The following is a 14424-nucleotide window of genomic DNA, read 5'->3' as shown; positions in this document are numbered from 1 at the left end:
AATCAAGTGCGACCGGGCTTTGCGCAACGCGTAGGCTGGCTTTACTTTTGCGCGGAAACCGGTCTATAACGGAGAAACTCTTGAATCGAAGTCAACGATGAAAGTCACGCTCGACGAGCTTCAGACCTTTGCGACGGTGGTCGACACCGGCTCCATCACGGCGGCGGCCGAACAACTGGATCAGACGGTTTCAGGTGCGAGCCGCACGCTCGGACGGCTCGAAGAGAAGCTCCAGACAACGCTACTGCGCAGAACCACGCGGCGTCTGGAACTGACGGAAGAGGGCAAGAGCTTTCTGCAAAATGCGCGCGAGATCATCGATGCCGTGGAGAGCGCCGAGGAACAGATCGCCGCGCGGCGCGAGCGGCCCTCGGGACTCTTGCGTGTCGATGCGGCGACGCCGTTCATGCTGCACGTGATCGTGCCCCTGGTCGCGGGATATCGCGAACGCTATCCGCATGTGGAACTGGAGCTGAACAGCAACGAAGGTGTGATCGATCTTCTGGAACGTCGCACCGATGTCGCGATCCGTATTGGCAGGCTGAAGGATTCGACATTGCATAGCCGCCCGATCGGCAGCAGCCGCATTCGCGTGCTCGCGACGCCGGAGTATCTTCAGGCGCACGGGCTTCCCAGACGCATCGACGAACTCGTGAATCATTCGCTGATCGGCTTCACGCAGCCGGAGTCGCTCAATCTCTGGCCGCTCGCCGGACCGGACGACGAGCCGTATCGGATCACGCCGGCCATTGCGTCATCGAGCGGCGAGACGCTGCGGCATCTCGCGCTGGAAAGCGCGGGTATCGTGTGTCTGTCGGATTTCATGACCCTGCGCGACCGGCGCGAGGGCAGGCTCGTGCAGATTCTCGCGCGCCACACGCAGGAAGTGCGGCAACCGATCAACGCGGTCTACTATCGCAACACGGCGATCTCCGCGCGCATAGCTTCATTCGTCGACTATCTGGCCGAAGCGGTCAAGACCACCGAGTTCGCGCTGACCGGCCATCGCTGAGGCTTCAGCCGATGCCGAGCACGTTGGCGCCGATGCACGGATCGATCGCCCGCTCTAGCCGCTTCTGATGCGCGGTCAGCGTGATCTCCATCGAACCGGTGCCTACTTCCAGATCGAGCAGATGGCCGCCGTACGCGTTGAAGTTGCTGTCGCCGGCCATGCCGTGCATATGGATCGACGGCTTGCCTTCTTTCCACGCGACCGAACCCGCAAGACTGCCCATCTCGACGTTGCGAAAGGTCTTCGCGTCGAAATCCTTCTTTGCCGCGTTCCAGAAGCCGAAGGTCGGATGACCGAAGCCGATGCCCGTGACGCTCGCCGCCGGAATGCTCTCGGCCAGCGCGAACTTCGTCAGATGCTCGAAGACGTTGTCGCCCATGCGCAGCACCATGAAATAGCCCGTGGGCGTCCTGATGTATCTGCGTTGCACGTCCGGGCCGCCCGCGGATATGACGCCCGCTTCGCACTCCGCAGGCGATTGCGTCTGCGCGGATACGCCGCCCGGGATGACGGATGCCGCCAATGCGCCGGCCGACAGCGCCGCGATGTTCCTGAAGAAGTGCCTGCGCAGATAAGTCTCGTCCATGAAGCTGTCTCCGTTGATGTTCTTGCCGAGTCGATTCGGCTGCCGCGGAGTGTAGACAAGACGTTCCCGACGAAATACTGAGAGTTGCGACTAGGGCTATAACCCGGCGTCATGGCTTTCGTCGCGCGGCGGGTTCAGCTCTTCCATCAGGAGGCGCGCGCCGGCGGAAACCGGTGCGCCGTGCCGCGTGACCAGTTCGTACGGCTCGCTTTTCGAAGAGAGCCTGAGCGGCAGAATGCCGGTCATGCCGTGCTGGCTGAAGAACTCGGCGACATCGATCGATACGAGCGCGACGAACGTCGGATTGCTTTGCAGTAGCGAAAGCGTGGCGAATGCCGACGTGGTCTCGACGAGATGTCGCGGAAAGCGAATCTCGGCTTCGCGGAACTCTCGTTCGAGCAGCATGCGCATCGGCATGTTGGCGCGATAGACGACCCATCGCACATCGGCGAGATCTTTCAGATGCAGCTTGCGCGCGTTCTGAAACGGATGGCTCAGGTTCGCGATGACAGCCAGCGTTTCCTCTTGCAGATTGACGCTGTCATAGAGAAAGGGCGTCTGGCTGATCGTCGTGCGGCACACGGCGAGATCGAGCCGTCCCGCATCGATCAGGCTCAGCAACGCGGCGCTCGTATCCTCCACGATCTCCACCGACATCTCCGGATGCTTCGTGACGAGCGAAGAAATCGCATCGATCACGCGCGGCACCGCGCCCATGATGACACCGACCGACACGCGCCCGCCATGCCCTCGCATGATGCCGACGATTTCCTCGCGCAAATGCGCGACGTCGGTGTGGATCAACCGCGCATAGCGAATCACGCAATGGCCGATGTCGTTCGGTTCCAGACCGCGGCTGGTTCGGTTGAAAAGCGCCGTGCCGAAGGTGGTTTCGATTTCATGCAGCGCCTTGCTTGCGCCAGGCTGCGTGAGCGAAACCTGCTTCGCCGCGCTCAGCAGCGAACCGTGATCGGCAAGCGCGATGAGCAGACGCAACTGCTTCAGATGCAGCCGGGAAATGATCGAGTTGAGGGAAGGAGTCATGCGGCGAGTTGAGGAATAGTTATACCCGTATTCATTATTGTCAATTCCGGTCGTTTGGGCCGCTGCCTATACTGCCGCATCAAACCCGCGTTGCGCAAAGCTCAAAGCCTAAGGTTAACCCGCGTCGATAAGGGTTTCGGCTATCCGGGTTTTCTTGTACCTATAACTGTCGATCAACATGGCCCTCATCAACTACATCACGCAGATTCAGTTCGACTTCGGCGCCCTGCGGCTGCTGAAGAGCGAATGCGAAAGGATCGGAATCAAGCGACCGCTCATCGTGACGGATCGCGGCATCCAGGCGGCGGGCATCGTGGACAAGGTGCTGTCCGCGCTGGGCGCGGATCACGCCGTACCCGTATATGACGGCACGCCGCCGAATCCGAACGAAGCGGCGGTGCGCGAAGGGGTCGCCGTGTTCGTCGATGCGGGTTGCGATGGAATCATCGCGGTGGGCGGCGGATCGTCGATCGATCTCGCGAAGGGCGTCGCGGTCTGCGCCACGCACGACGGCCCGTTGCAGAGCTTCGCCGTGATCGAAGGCGGCGCGACGCGCATCACGTCGGCGACCGCGCCTGTGATCGCGATTCCGACGACGGCGGGCACCGGCAGCGAAGTGGGACGCGGCGCGATCCTGATCCTCGACGACGGCAGAAAAGTCGGCGTGATATCGCCCTTCGTGGTGCCGAAGTCCGCCATCTGCGATCCCGAGCTCACGCTGAAATTGCCCGCGACGATGACCGCTGCAACCGGCATGGACGCGATCGCGCATTGCATCGAGACCTTCATGGCGCCCGCGTTCAATCCCGCGGCGGATGGCATCGCGCTCGATGGGCTGTGGCGCGGCTGGCGTCACATAGAACTCGCCACCACGCATCCCGACGACAAGACCGCGCGCATGAACATGATGAGCGCATCGATGCAGGGCGCGCTCGCGTTCCAGAAGGGTCTGGGATGCGTGCACAGCCTCAGTCATTCGCTCGGCGGCATGAACCCGCGTCTGCATCACGGCACGCTCAACGCGATCTTTCTGCCCGCGGTGATCGCGTTCAATCAGGAAGCGCCGACGGTGCAGGAAGAAGGCAAGCTCGCGCGCCTGGCGCAAGCGATGGGTCTCGAGAATCCCGCGAACGTCGGGCCTTCGATCAGGGAGATGACGCATCGCCTCGGCCTGCCGACGACGCTTTCGAGTATCGGCGTCACGCGCGACATGTTCCCCGACATCGTGAAGGGCGCGCTGAAAGATCACAGCCACAAGACCAATCCGCGCGACGCATCGGAAAGCGATTATCACGCGATGCTCGACGCATCGTTCTGAAAGAGGAAGACATGGGAGACAAGCTGACCATCGGGCGCAATGGCGATATGGCTATCCTCACGCTCGATAACCCCGACAGGATGAACGCGCTCACGCTTTCGATGTGGCGCGATCTCGGCGCGGCGATGCAGCAGCTATCCGACGATGACAGCGTTCGATGCATCGTGCTGCGCGGCGCGGGAACGAAGGCGTTCGCAGCGGGCGCGGATATCGGCGAATTCGCGACGCAACGGTCGAATCGCGAACAGGCGCGCGCTTATGCGCAGATCACGACCGCCGCGATGGAGGCCATCGAGCATTGCCGTCATCCGGTCGTCGCGATGATTCATGGCGTATGCGTCGGCGGCGGGCTGGAGATCGCATCGCTCTGCGATATCCGCATCTGCGGTGAATCGAGCCGCTTCGGCGCACCCGTCGGACAACTCGGACTCACGATGTCCTGTGCCGAGCTCGGCGCGCTGATTCGTCTCGCGGGCCGTTCCGTCGCAATGGAGATCGTGCTCGAAGGGCGCATCTTCGATGCAACGGAAGCGCTTGCGAAGGGACTGACGTCACGGGTCGTAGCCGACGATGCGGTCGAGGAAGAAGCCATTGCCACCGCACGGCGCATCGCGCGCGGCGCGCCGCTCGTCGCGCGCTGGCACAAGGCGGCGGCGAACAAGCTGACGCCATCGCCCGCGCTGTCGGAAACCGATATCGAATCCGCTTTCGATTGCTTCGACACCGAGGACTTTCGCATCGGTGCCGAGGCATTCAATGCAAAACAGAAACCAGTCTTCAAGGGAAAGTGAAATGGGTCCGCTGAGTGGAATGAAAGTAGTCGAACTGGCGCATATCATGTCCGGCCCCGTGTGCGGCATGATGCTCGCCGACATGGGCGCGGATGTCGTGAAGGTCGAGAAAGCGCCGGACGGCGACGATTCGCGCCGTTTCTCGCCGATTCTGCCGAGCGGCGAATCCGCGTCGTACATGATCGTCAATCGCAACAAGCGCGGCATCGGCCTCAATCTGAAGAGCGAAGGCGGCCGCGAAGTATTGAAGCGATTGCTCGCGGACGCGGATGTCGTCACGGAAAACTATCGCGCCGGCACGATGGAGAAGTTCGGCCTCGGTTACGAGACGCTCAAGGAACTCAATCCGGGACTGATCTATTGCGCGATCTCGGGCTTCGGCCGCACCGGTCCGTTCGGCGAGAAGGGCGGCTTCGATCTCATCGCGCAAGGCATGAGCGGCATGATGAGCATGACGGGCGAAGAAGGGCGCGAGCCGGTGAAGGCAGGCTCGCCCGTCGCCGATATCAACTCGGGCATTCTCGCGGCGCTCGGCATTGCGGCGGCGTATGCGCAGAAGCTGCGCACCGGACGCGGCCAGATGGTCGACACGTCGCTCTTCGAAGCGGGCCTGCAACAGATGTTCTGGCCTGCGGCGAGCTATCTCGCGGACGGCACCATTCTGCCGAAGATGGGCTCCGCCAATTCGACGAGCGCGCCGTATCAGGTCTTCAAGACGAGCGACGGCTGGATCAACATCGGCGCGGCCAATCAGAGCAACTACGAGCGGCTGCTCGACGTGCTCGACGCGCCCGCACTCGCGAGCGATCCGCGCTTCGAAACGAATGCGCTGAGATTGCAGCATCGCGAGGCGCTCGTCGCGATCATCAATGAATTGCTCGTTCGCCGCAGCACGGATGAATGGATGGCGCAGTTCGATCGCATCGGTCTGCCGGCCGGTCCGGTCCTCGATATCGCGGCGGCGCTCGCGCATCCGCAGACGATCGCGCGCGAGATGGTCGTCGAAACCGATCATCCGACGGCCGGCAAGGTCAGAGGTCTCGGCCTGCCGATCCACTTCTCCGATGCGAAGCGCTCGGGCAATCGTCCCGCGCCGCTGCTCGGCGAGCACACGCGAGAAGTGTTGACGGAGTCGGGCTATTCGGCAGCCGATATCGATCGTCTGATCGAAGAGAAAGCGGTCGTCGCGCTTGCTCAGTAACCGCAGCAACAGACGCGATCGAATCGCGCATGACAGAGTTCAGGAGACAAACATGAGTGGAACCATCACGCGTCGGGACTTCCTGACGACGGCGGGCGTTGCCGTGGCCGCCACGGCGGCGGGCATCGCACTGCCGACCCGCGCATTCGCGCAAGCCGCGCCCATCGTGCTCAAGTACGCGAGCAGCCTGCCGGACAGCCATCCGCTCAACGCGCATATGCGCGAGGCATCGGCGGCCATCAAGAAGGAAACGAACGGCCGCGTCGATCTTCAGGTCTTCGCGAACGCGCAAATGGGCGGAGACACCGACATGCTGTCGCAAGTGCGCGCGGGCGGCGTCGATTTCATTCCGTTGCCGGGTGCGATTCTGTCGACGCTCGTGCCGGTCGCATCGATCGAAAGCGTGCCTTTCGCGTTCAAGAACTACGACGACGTATGGGCCGCGATGGATGGCGACCTCGGCAAGCACGTCCGCGAGCAAGCCGCGAAAGCAGGGCTCATCGCGATGGACAAGGTCTGGAACAACGGCTTCCGGCAGATCACCAGTTCTACGCGCCCCATCAGGACGCCCGCCGATCTCAAGGGCTTCAAGATCCGCGTGCTGGTCAGCCCGCTATGGACTTCGATGTTCAAGACCTTCGGCGCGGCGCCCACCGGCATCAGCATCAACGAGACGTACTCCGCGCTGCAGACGAAAGTCGTCGAAGGACAGGAGAATCCGCTCGTCGTGGTGCAGTCCGCGCGCTTCTACGAAGTGCAGAAGTACTGCTCCCTGACGGGGCATATCTGGAACGGCTTCTGGCTGCTCGCGAGCGGCAAGACCTGGCCGAAGCTGCCAAAGGATGTGCAGGACATCGTCGCGCGCAATATCAACGAGGCGGCGATGAAGCAGCGCGAGGAAGTCATCCGTCTCAATCAGAGTCTCGAACCGATGCTCACCTCGAAGGGCGTCACCTTCAACAAGGTCGATCAGCAGGCGTTCCGCACCGATCTGCAGCAAAAAGGTTTCTACGCCGAGTGGAAAAAGAAGTACGGCGATGCGGCTTGGGGACTTCTCGAGAAATATTCCGGGCAGCTTTCGTGAGGAAGGAGCGGATCATGAGCACTGACGTTTCCATGGGGATGCCTGTGACGGTCGCGGGCAAGCCGCTCGGGCCGGTTGCAAGAGCGGGTCATATTCTCGATGTCTGCATCCGCTGGTCGACCGAACTCTGCGCCGCGGCGCTCGTAGTGGCCGAAGTAGTGTTGCTGTTCGCGAACGTGTTCTATCGATACGTGCTTCACGATCCGCTGATCTGGGGCGACGAACTGGCGACGCTTTTGTTCATCTGGCTCGCGATGCTGGGCACAGTCATCGCATTGCGCCGCAACGAGCATATGCGGCTCACGACCTTCATCGCGCATCTGAAACCTGCGAGGCGCGCATTCGTCGATACGTTCGGCGCCGTGGTCGTCATCGCGTTCATCCTGGTGCTGCTGTCGCCGGCGTGGGAGTACGTGTCGGAAGAGTGGGCCATCACGAGCGCGGCGCTGGAAATATCGAACGGCTATCGCGTGGCGGCGCTCGCGGTCGGCCTTACGCTGATGCTCGCGATTTCCGTCGCGCGTCTGATGGAGCAGGCGAGGCCGCTGCACTTCGTGATCTCGGCCGTGGTAGCAGGCGGCATCGCGCTTGCGCTGATGACGTTCAAGGCCGCGATGACATCGCTCGGCAACTGGAACCTCGTGATCTTCTTCGTGGTCGCCGTCGTGTTCATGGTGGTGATCGGCGTGCCGATCATGGTCGCCTTCGGGTTGTCGACCGTCGCTTATCTGAGCACGGTGACCATGACGCCGATGCTCGTCGTGATGGGCCGTATCGACGAAGGCATGTCGAGCCTGATCCTGCTCGCGATTCCGTTGTTCGTGTTCCTCGGCGCGCTCATCGAAGCAATGGGCATGGCGCAAGCGATGATCCGCTTTCTCGCATCGCTGATCGGGCATTTCAAGGGCGGCTTGTCGTATGTGCTGATCGGCGCGATCTATCTCGTGAGCGGCATCTCCGGTTCCAAGGCCGCGGATATGGCCGCCGTCGCGCCGGCGCTCTTTCCGGAGATGAAAAAGCGCGGCGAGGATGAGAACGAACTCGTCGCGATGTTGAGCGCGTCGGGTGCGATGTCGGAGACTATTCCGCCGAGTCTCGTGCTGATCACCATCGGTTCGGTGACGGGCGTATCGATCTCCGCTTTGTTCACGGGCGGCTTCATGCCGGCGATCGTCGGCGCGTTCGCGATGGTCGCGGTGATCTGGCTCAAGAACCGCAAGCGCGAGCTGAAGGAAGTCGAACGCGCAAAGCCGCGCGAAGTCGGCAGGGCGTTCCTGTTCGCGCTGCCTGCGCTGGCGTTGCCGTTCGTGATCCGCGCAGCGGTCGTCGAAGGCATCGCGACGGCAACCGAAGTCGCTTCCGTCGGCGTGGCGTATACGTTCGTCGTCGGTCTCTTGTTTTATCGCTCGTTCAAGTGGAACCGGCTCTACCCGATCATCGTCGGCACGGCGTCGCTGTCGGGCGCGATTCTGATCATCATCGGCTGCGCGACCGCGATGGCCTGGGCGTTGACGCAATCCGGCTTCTCGCATCAGCTCGCGCAACTCATGTCGACGGCGCCCGGCGGTTCGATGGGCTTCCTGCTGATCTCGGCGGGCGCGTTCGTGTTGCTCGGCAGTTTCCTCGAAGGCATTCCCGCGATCGTGCTGTTCGGCCCGTTGTTGTTTCCGGTCGCGCGTCAACTCGGTATCAACGACGTTCATTACGCGATGGTCGCGATCTTCGCGATGGGCCTCGGCCTCTTCGCACCGCCTTTCGGCGTGGGCTTCTATGCGGCGTGCGCGATCGCGAAGGTCGATCCCGATGGCGCGATGAAGCGCGTGTGGCCGTATCTGGGCGCGCTCGCGGTGGCGCTGCTCGTCCTCGTCGCCGTACCGTGGGTGTCCACGGGCTTTCTTTCCGGAAACTGAACCATGATCAACGATTCCTTGCGGGTCGGCGCTACGCATTCGCGAACCATCGAAGTCGATCGCGAGCGCACCATTTCCTTCCTCGGCGAAGACCTTCGCATCTACGCGACGCCGAAGCTGATCGACGATATCGAGCAGACCTGTCTCGACTATCTGCTCGATTTCGTCGATAAAGGCGAAAACTCGGTGGGCACGGCGGTCGATATCGCGCATACCGGCGCGACCTTGCTCGGCGTGCGCGTGCGTATCGAAGTGAAAGTGGCGAGCATCGATGGCCGCGCCGTGAAATTCGATATCGCCGTGTTCGACGACATCGAACAGGTATGCACGGGTAGTCATTCGCGTTTCGTCGTCAATGTCGAAAAACTGAAGGCGCGCGTCGGTGAGAAAGCGAGCCGGGCGGGCATCGTATCCGCATGAGCATCAATGACATCGCGCCGGATGAGATACCGATCATCGATGCGCATCATCATCTGTGGGATCTCTCGGCGGGGCGTTATCCGTGGCTGCAGGACGACTATCACCAAGAGTTTTTTCTCGGCGATTACCGCAGTCTCTGCCGGGACTTTCTTCCGCAAGACTATCTCGCGGCGGTGGGCGCGCAACCCGTGATCGGGACGGTCCACGTCGAGGCGGAGCGTGCGCGTGACGAGCAGGTCGCTGAAACGCGCTGGCTGCATGAGGTGCATGAGCGTTATGGCTTTCCGCGAGCCGTCGTCGCGCATGCGTGGTTCGATGCGCCCGACACGGAGGAGATCCTTGCGCGGCATGCGGCGTATCCGCTTGTGCGCGGAATTCGTTCGAAGCCGGTCACGTCGCGCAGTCCCGGCGAGCGGATCGAAGATCCGCGCGGAACGATGCGCGATCCGGCCTGGCTGCGCGGATTCTCGTTACTCGAAAAGTTCGGTTTCTCGTGGGATTTGCGCGTGCCGCCGTGGCATCTCGCCGATGCGGCCGAAGTGGCGAGCATGTTTCCGAACATCGGCATTGCGTTGAATCACGCCGGCTTCCCGTGGGACCGAAGCGAAGAGGGATTGGCCCGATGGCGGCGCGGAATGGAGCAGCTCGCGAAGCAGCACAATGTCTCGGTGAAGCTGTCGGAGTTCGGCCTCAAGGATGCTACCTGGAACTACGACGATAACCGGCGCATCGTGCTCGATGCGGTTTCCATATTCGGCGTCGATCGCTGCATGTTCGCGAGCAATTTTCCCGTCGCCGGTTTGAGGGTGAGCTACGACGTACTCGTCAGCAGTATGAGAAGGATGCTGGAACCGCTCGGGCGCGATGCGCTCGAGAAGATTTTCTATCTTAATGCGCAGCGGTTCTATCGCATCGTGGTTTGAGCCAGGAGAGACTTGTCCATGTGGGACGCCAACGAACTTCGCCGCCGCTTTCTAGAGAGCGGCGCGGACGATGATCTGCCTATCGCGGATGCTCATCAGCACTTCTTCGACGTCGAGCGTAATTACTATCCGTGGCTCGCGGACAAGCCGGTGCAGAATTTCCGCTACGGCGATTACGATCGCATACGGCGCACCTTCCTGCCCGATGATTACTTTCGCGCGGCGGGTCATCACAAGATCGTGCAGACGGTGCTCATCGAAGGGGAATGGGACCCGGCCGATCCGCTCGGCGAACTGCGCTGGGTCGAATCGCTGCGGCGCGAGCATGGCTTTCCGCACGCGATGAGCGCTCAGGCCTGGCTCGATCGCGAAGACGTGGACGCGGTCCTCGATGTCTACGGACGGCATCCGCTCGTCAGAGGAATTCGGCACAAGCCGGCTGCGGTTGCGCGCGCCGATCATACGAATGACTTCGTTGCGCCGGGATCGATGCGCGATCCGAAATGGCGCGACGGTTACGCGAAACTGCGCGAGCACGGCCTGTTGTTCGAGCTTCAGGTGTTCTGGTGGCATTTCAACGAGGCAGCCGAACTGGCGCGCGATTTTCCGGGCACGCAGATCGTCATCAACCACACCGGCCTGCCGGCGGATCGATCCGAGGAAGGCCTGAAAGGCTGGTGCGATGCGCTCGAATTGGTGGCACGCGAGCCGAACGTGCATCTGAAAATTTCGGGCATCTGTATTCCGGGGCAGCGCTGGAGCGTGGATGCAAACACGCGCATCGTGCGCACCGCAATCGACGTGTTCGGCGCACGGCGCTGCTCGTTCGCCAGCAACTATCCCGTGGACGGCGTCGTTGACCGGATGACGGATATCTTCGACGGCTTCAAGACGATAGCCGCGCCCTATTCGATAGCAAACCGGCTGGCGCTCTTTTACGACAATGCGGTCGAGGTCTATGGAATGTGAAATCGACAACTCGGAAAACAATGACTGTATAAGCTGCTCCAATCATTCGCCGCGCCCGGTTGCTTTGATTCCCGCCCGGTTAACGCCTACAACAAAGAATGTCCGGCAATGCTCATGCGTGCCGGATTCGACCGGCGGAGGAGGCGCGAATGAGCTATCAACTGATGGGCAGCATCCTCGAAGTATGCGAGTGCAAGATACTGTGTCCGTGCTGGGTCGGGGAAGATCCCGATAACGGCACTTGCCGCAGCGCTATCGCGTACCACTACGAGCAAGGCGTGATCGACGGCGTCGATGTGTCGGGAAGGACGGTTGCATTCGCGGCATTCATTCCCGGCAACGTGCTGAAAGGCGGCTGGCGCGTTGCGATGTTCGTCGACGATGGCGCGAGCGACGCGCAATTCGATGCGCTCGTGAGCGTGCACCGTGGCGAGCGCGGCGGGCCGCTCGCGGATATCGTGAAGCTGATCGGTGAAATGGTATCGGTGGAACGCGCCGCGATCGAATACACGGTCGTCGAAGGCAAGGGAAGGATGAAGGTCGGCGAAACCATCGAGGCCGATCTGGAGCCTTATCGCGGCCCGACCGGCGAGCCGACCAGACTGGTCGAAAGCATCTTTTCGACGATACCCGGATCGCCCGCGTTCGTCGGCAAGGCGAACTCGTTCCGCCTGCGGCACGAAAAGCTCGCACTCGATCTGGATCTCACGGGACATAACGCCATTCAGGGATCGTTCAGCTTCGCGTCATGAAGATGCGCCCGCGCTCGCGGCTTTTCGCGCCGCTCTTCGTCGCGTTGACGGCGAGCGCATGGATCGCGCTATGGGCGTGGGACGCGGGGCCGTATGCGCGCTATCTGCATCGGGCGAGCTGGACCGAGCTGCCGGGCGTCGGCGCGATATGCCGTGCGGTGCCCGGCGCGAGTCTTCCGCTTGCCGCGTCGCTGCACAGCGTCGCATGGCTCCTGATGATTGCGGCGATGATGCTGCCCACAGCCTTCCCGCTCTTCGACACCTTCAGGCGGATGACGAGTGCGCGCGAAGAGCGGCGCACGCTGATCGCGTTGCTGATCGTCGGCTATGCGATGGCGTGGACGTTGTTCGGCCTCATCGCACATGCCTTCGATGAGGCGCTCCACCGTCTTGCAGATCAATCGCCGACATTGCTTGCGAACGGATGGCTGATCGGCGCTGCGATCGTCGCGCTTGCGGGCCTCTATCAATTCAGCAGCCTCAAGCATCGATGTCTCGACAAGTGCCGCTCGCCCCTCATGTTCATCACCGGACATTGGCGCGGCCTGAGCGCGCGCCGTGAGAGCTTTCTGCTCGGCATGAGTCACGGCGCTTTCTGCGTGGGCTGCTGTTGGGCGCTGATGCTGCTGATGTTCGCGGTCGGCACGGGAAGCGTCGGCTGGATGCTGGCACTGGGCGCTATCATGGCGGCCGAGAAGAACTTCAGTTGGGGCAGGTCGATCGGCAAGCCGCTGGGCATTGCGCTGATTGCGTGGTCCGCGTGGATCGTTGTGCAGCATGTCAGCATGGCTTGAGGCTGGCGCACGACTTCGCCGAGGCACAGAAATTGCGCGGTCGTTAATTTCGGATTACAGATATTATATTATTCGATTCGTTCCGCTGACCATGAAAGGAAGAAGACCTCATGCCACGCCTCGAGCCTGCGCGACCGCCAATGCTTGTCGACTTCGTCTGGCGTATGTTGCTTCGCGTCGGTTTCGTATTTGCTCGCATCTGGTGGTCCGTTCGACGGCCTCATCATGAGGGCGCGCTTGTGGCCGTCTACGTCGGGCAGGCGCTGTTGCTGTTGAGGTCATCGTACCGGTCCGAATGGAATTTCCCGGGCGGAAGCGTTCACGCCGGAGAAACGCCCGAGGCGGCAGCGCAGCGGGAAATGAAAGAGGAGATCGGGCTTCCGTCGTACCCGTTGCTTGCCGCGGGCAGTGCCTGCGGAATCTGGGACGGACGAAAGGATCGGGTCCATTTCTTCGAACTGCACCTCGATGGGCTACCCAGGCTGCGACTCGACAATCGTGAGATCGTCGCCGCGCAACTGGCATCGCCCGATGAATTGCGCGGCTTAGCGCTGACCAAGGCGGTCGTCGCCTATCTCGGCAGGGATCATCAATCGTCGTAAGGCTCGGGACGGCCGAAAGGCCCGAAAACGGAGATTGATTCACTCCGCTACTAGCGATACTCTTAATGACCTTTCGTTGGTCGTCGAATGCTGGTCAACCCGGAGACATCGTGAAGCGAGCGTGGGCTTTAACCTGCATCCTCGCCGTGAGCGCGATCCTCGGCGGCTGCAACAAGGACGGATCGCGAAACGCTACTCAAGAAGCGGGCGCATCCGCGAGTCAGGCGCCGGGTCAGCCTGGGCAGGCCGCGAGCGGCACAACCGCCGCATCGGGCGCGCAGGATCGAAGCGCGCCGGCTTCTGTCTCCAAAGCGCAGTTGCCGGCGGAAGCAGCTGAAACGCTGCGTCTGATCAAAGCGGGCGGCCCTTTTCCTTTCGGCGAGGACGGCGTCTTGTTCCGCAACAGCGCGTCGCTACTGCCGCAGCACGCGCGCGGCTACTACCACGCATACACCGTTCGCACGCCTGGCTCGGCGGATCGCGGGCTACGTCGCATCGTGTGTGGCGGACCGCGCAGGCATATCAACGACTGCTACTACACCGACGATTACTACGCCAGTTTCAAACGTATTGCGGATTAGCGTGAGCTCGCTGCTGAGTCCACAGCATTATTCGCAATCCGAAGTGTAATCGTTGCGTGGAGCGATCCTGGAGCTGAACTGGAGCCGGGAAGCGTGAAGTCGGACGTATCCGCGCGTGAGCCGCGGAGTCGGCGGCGCTGCTGATCCTCGTTTCGCTTGAACTAATGCGGCTCGCTGTGTGCTGCATCTACGTCCCGATCTGGCTCGGCAATCGCGTCGATGCATCGCGACCCGATTTCGTTTCGAAATTTTTTTCGAAAAGACGCTTGACGACATCAAAATGCACCCGCATAATTCGCCTCCCGTTGAATGACGGCGCGCAAGAAAGCAAGCAGACAGCGAAGCACATTCATTGCGCAATGCTCTTTAAAAACTAACAGCCGATAAGTGTGGGCGCTTGATGGCGAGTGCGGTTCTGGTGCTTTTGGGCGCTGGAG

At 61.7% G+C, this 14424-nt stretch carries 15 protein-coding genes; 13 read left to right on the top strand and 2 right to left on the bottom strand.

Annotation, left to right across the window (positions count from 1 at the left end; translation table 11 throughout):
• The first annotated feature begins 97 nt into the window (after positions 1-97).
• A complete protein-coding gene (locus tag AWB74_RS34530; RefSeq protein ID WP_061151112.1) occupies positions 98-1012 on the top strand; it encodes a LysR family transcriptional regulator in 915 nt (304 codons plus the stop codon).
• A gap of 4 nt (positions 1013-1016) precedes the next feature.
• On the opposite strand, the gene AWB74_RS34525 is transcribed toward AWB74_RS34530, so the two are convergent.
• Both AWB74_RS34525 and AWB74_RS34520 read right to left on the bottom strand, forming a co-directional pair.
• The gene (locus AWB74_RS34525; RefSeq protein WP_061151111.1) at positions 1017-1598 is read right to left on the bottom strand and encodes a PPC domain-containing DNA-binding protein; all 582 of its coding nucleotides are present in this window, start codon (positions 1596-1598) and stop codon (positions 1017-1019) included.
• A gap of 96 nt (positions 1599-1694) precedes the next feature.
• Positions 1695-2642, bottom strand: coding sequence for a LysR family transcriptional regulator (locus tag AWB74_RS34520; protein WP_061151110.1), 948 nt, complete (start codon positions 2640-2642; stop codon positions 1695-1697).
• Positions 2643-2820: 178 nt separating this feature from the next.
• Between AWB74_RS34520 and AWB74_RS34515 the strand changes: the two genes are divergently transcribed.
• The 12 genes from AWB74_RS34515 to AWB74_RS34460 all read left to right on the top strand — a co-directional run bounded on the left by AWB74_RS34515 (position 2821) and on the right by AWB74_RS34460 (position 13987).
• Complete coding sequence (locus tag AWB74_RS34515; RefSeq protein ID WP_061151109.1) at positions 2821-3960, top strand: iron-containing alcohol dehydrogenase; 1140 nt, start codon at positions 2821-2823, stop codon at positions 3958-3960.
• 11 nt (positions 3961-3971) lie between these two features.
• Entirely contained in the window at positions 3972-4751 is a 780-nt protein-coding gene (locus tag AWB74_RS34510) for an enoyl-CoA hydratase-related protein (RefSeq protein WP_061151108.1), read from the top strand.
• Between the two features lie 19 nt (positions 4752-4770).
• A complete protein-coding gene (locus tag AWB74_RS34505) occupies positions 4771-5952 on the top strand; it encodes a CaiB/BaiF CoA transferase family protein (protein ID WP_200822077.1) in 1182 nt (393 codons plus the stop codon).
• Between the two features lie 52 nt (positions 5953-6004).
• Positions 6005-7036, top strand: a complete 1032-nt coding sequence (locus AWB74_RS34500) for a TRAP transporter substrate-binding protein (protein WP_061151106.1) — start codon at positions 6005-6007, stop codon at positions 7034-7036.
• Positions 7037-7050: 14 nt separating this feature from the next.
• Positions 7051-8946 (top strand): TRAP transporter large permease, encoded by a 1896-nt coding sequence (locus tag AWB74_RS34495; protein ID WP_235024786.1) that lies wholly within the window; start codon positions 7051-7053, stop codon positions 8944-8946.
• A gap of 3 nt (positions 8947-8949) precedes the next feature.
• On the top strand, positions 8950-9366 hold the full coding sequence (locus tag AWB74_RS34490; protein WP_061151104.1) for a thioesterase family protein: 417 nt from the start codon (positions 8950-8952) through the stop codon (positions 9364-9366).
• On the top strand, positions 9363-10289 hold the full coding sequence (locus AWB74_RS34485; RefSeq protein WP_061151103.1) for an amidohydrolase family protein: 927 nt from the start codon (positions 9363-9365) through the stop codon (positions 10287-10289). Before AWB74_RS34490 ends, AWB74_RS34485 begins: the two co-directional genes overlap by 4 nt.
• An 18-nt stretch (positions 10290-10307) precedes the next feature.
• A complete protein-coding gene (locus AWB74_RS34480; RefSeq protein WP_061151102.1) occupies positions 10308-11258 on the top strand; it encodes an amidohydrolase family protein in 951 nt (316 codons plus the stop codon).
• 149 nt (positions 11259-11407) lie between these two features.
• Complete coding sequence (locus AWB74_RS34475; protein ID WP_061151101.1) at positions 11408-12010, top strand: DUF1326 domain-containing protein; 603 nt, start codon at positions 11408-11410, stop codon at positions 12008-12010.
• Positions 12007-12804, top strand: a complete 798-nt coding sequence (locus AWB74_RS34470; protein WP_061151100.1) for a DUF2182 domain-containing protein — start codon at positions 12007-12009, stop codon at positions 12802-12804. The genes AWB74_RS34475 and AWB74_RS34470 overlap by 4 nt, the downstream gene beginning before the upstream one ends.
• A gap of 110 nt (positions 12805-12914) precedes the next feature.
• Positions 12915-13406, top strand: coding sequence for an NUDIX domain-containing protein (locus tag AWB74_RS34465; RefSeq protein ID WP_061151099.1), 492 nt, complete (start codon positions 12915-12917; stop codon positions 13404-13406).
• Positions 13407-13516: 110 nt separating this feature from the next.
• Positions 13517-13987, top strand: coding sequence for a ribonuclease (locus AWB74_RS34460; protein ID WP_061151151.1), 471 nt, complete (start codon positions 13517-13519; stop codon positions 13985-13987).
• Positions 13988-14424 lie beyond the last annotated feature (437 nt).

Origin of the sequence: Caballeronia arvi (assembly GCF_001544695.2) — a bacterium.
Lineage (GTDB): Bacteria > Pseudomonadota > Gammaproteobacteria > Burkholderiales > Burkholderiaceae > Caballeronia > Caballeronia arvi.
Note: the sequence above shows the minus strand (reverse complement) of the source record. Positions and strands in the feature narration are given on the sequence as shown.

Coding starts and splice junctions, on each gene's coding strand:
- AWB74_RS34530 (WP_061151112.1), top strand. CDS start 98: ATGAAAGTCACGCTCGACGAGCTTCAGACCTTTGCGACGGTGGTCGAC.
- AWB74_RS34525 (WP_061151111.1), bottom strand. CDS start 1,598: ATGGACGAGACTTATCTGCGCAGGCACTTCTTCAGGAACATCGCGGCG.
- AWB74_RS34520 (WP_061151110.1), bottom strand. CDS start 2,642: ATGACTCCTTCCCTCAACTCGATCATTTCCCGGCTGCATCTGAAGCAG.
- AWB74_RS34515 (WP_061151109.1), top strand. CDS start 2,821: ATGGCCCTCATCAACTACATCACGCAGATTCAGTTCGACTTCGGCGCC.
- AWB74_RS34510 (WP_061151108.1), top strand. CDS start 3,972: ATGGGAGACAAGCTGACCATCGGGCGCAATGGCGATATGGCTATCCTC.
- AWB74_RS34505 (WP_200822077.1), top strand. CDS start 4,771: ATGAAAGTAGTCGAACTGGCGCATATCATGTCCGGCCCCGTGTGCGGC.
- AWB74_RS34500 (WP_061151106.1), top strand. CDS start 6,005: ATGAGTGGAACCATCACGCGTCGGGACTTCCTGACGACGGCGGGCGTT.
- AWB74_RS34495 (WP_235024786.1), top strand. CDS start 7,051: ATGAGCACTGACGTTTCCATGGGGATGCCTGTGACGGTCGCGGGCAAG.
- AWB74_RS34490 (WP_061151104.1), top strand. CDS start 8,950: ATGATCAACGATTCCTTGCGGGTCGGCGCTACGCATTCGCGAACCATC.
- AWB74_RS34485 (WP_061151103.1), top strand. CDS start 9,363: ATGAGCATCAATGACATCGCGCCGGATGAGATACCGATCATCGATGCG.
- AWB74_RS34480 (WP_061151102.1), top strand. CDS start 10,308: ATGTGGGACGCCAACGAACTTCGCCGCCGCTTTCTAGAGAGCGGCGCG.
- AWB74_RS34475 (WP_061151101.1), top strand. CDS start 11,408: ATGAGCTATCAACTGATGGGCAGCATCCTCGAAGTATGCGAGTGCAAG.
- AWB74_RS34470 (WP_061151100.1), top strand. CDS start 12,007: ATGAAGATGCGCCCGCGCTCGCGGCTTTTCGCGCCGCTCTTCGTCGCG.
- AWB74_RS34465 (WP_061151099.1), top strand. CDS start 12,915: ATGCCACGCCTCGAGCCTGCGCGACCGCCAATGCTTGTCGACTTCGTC.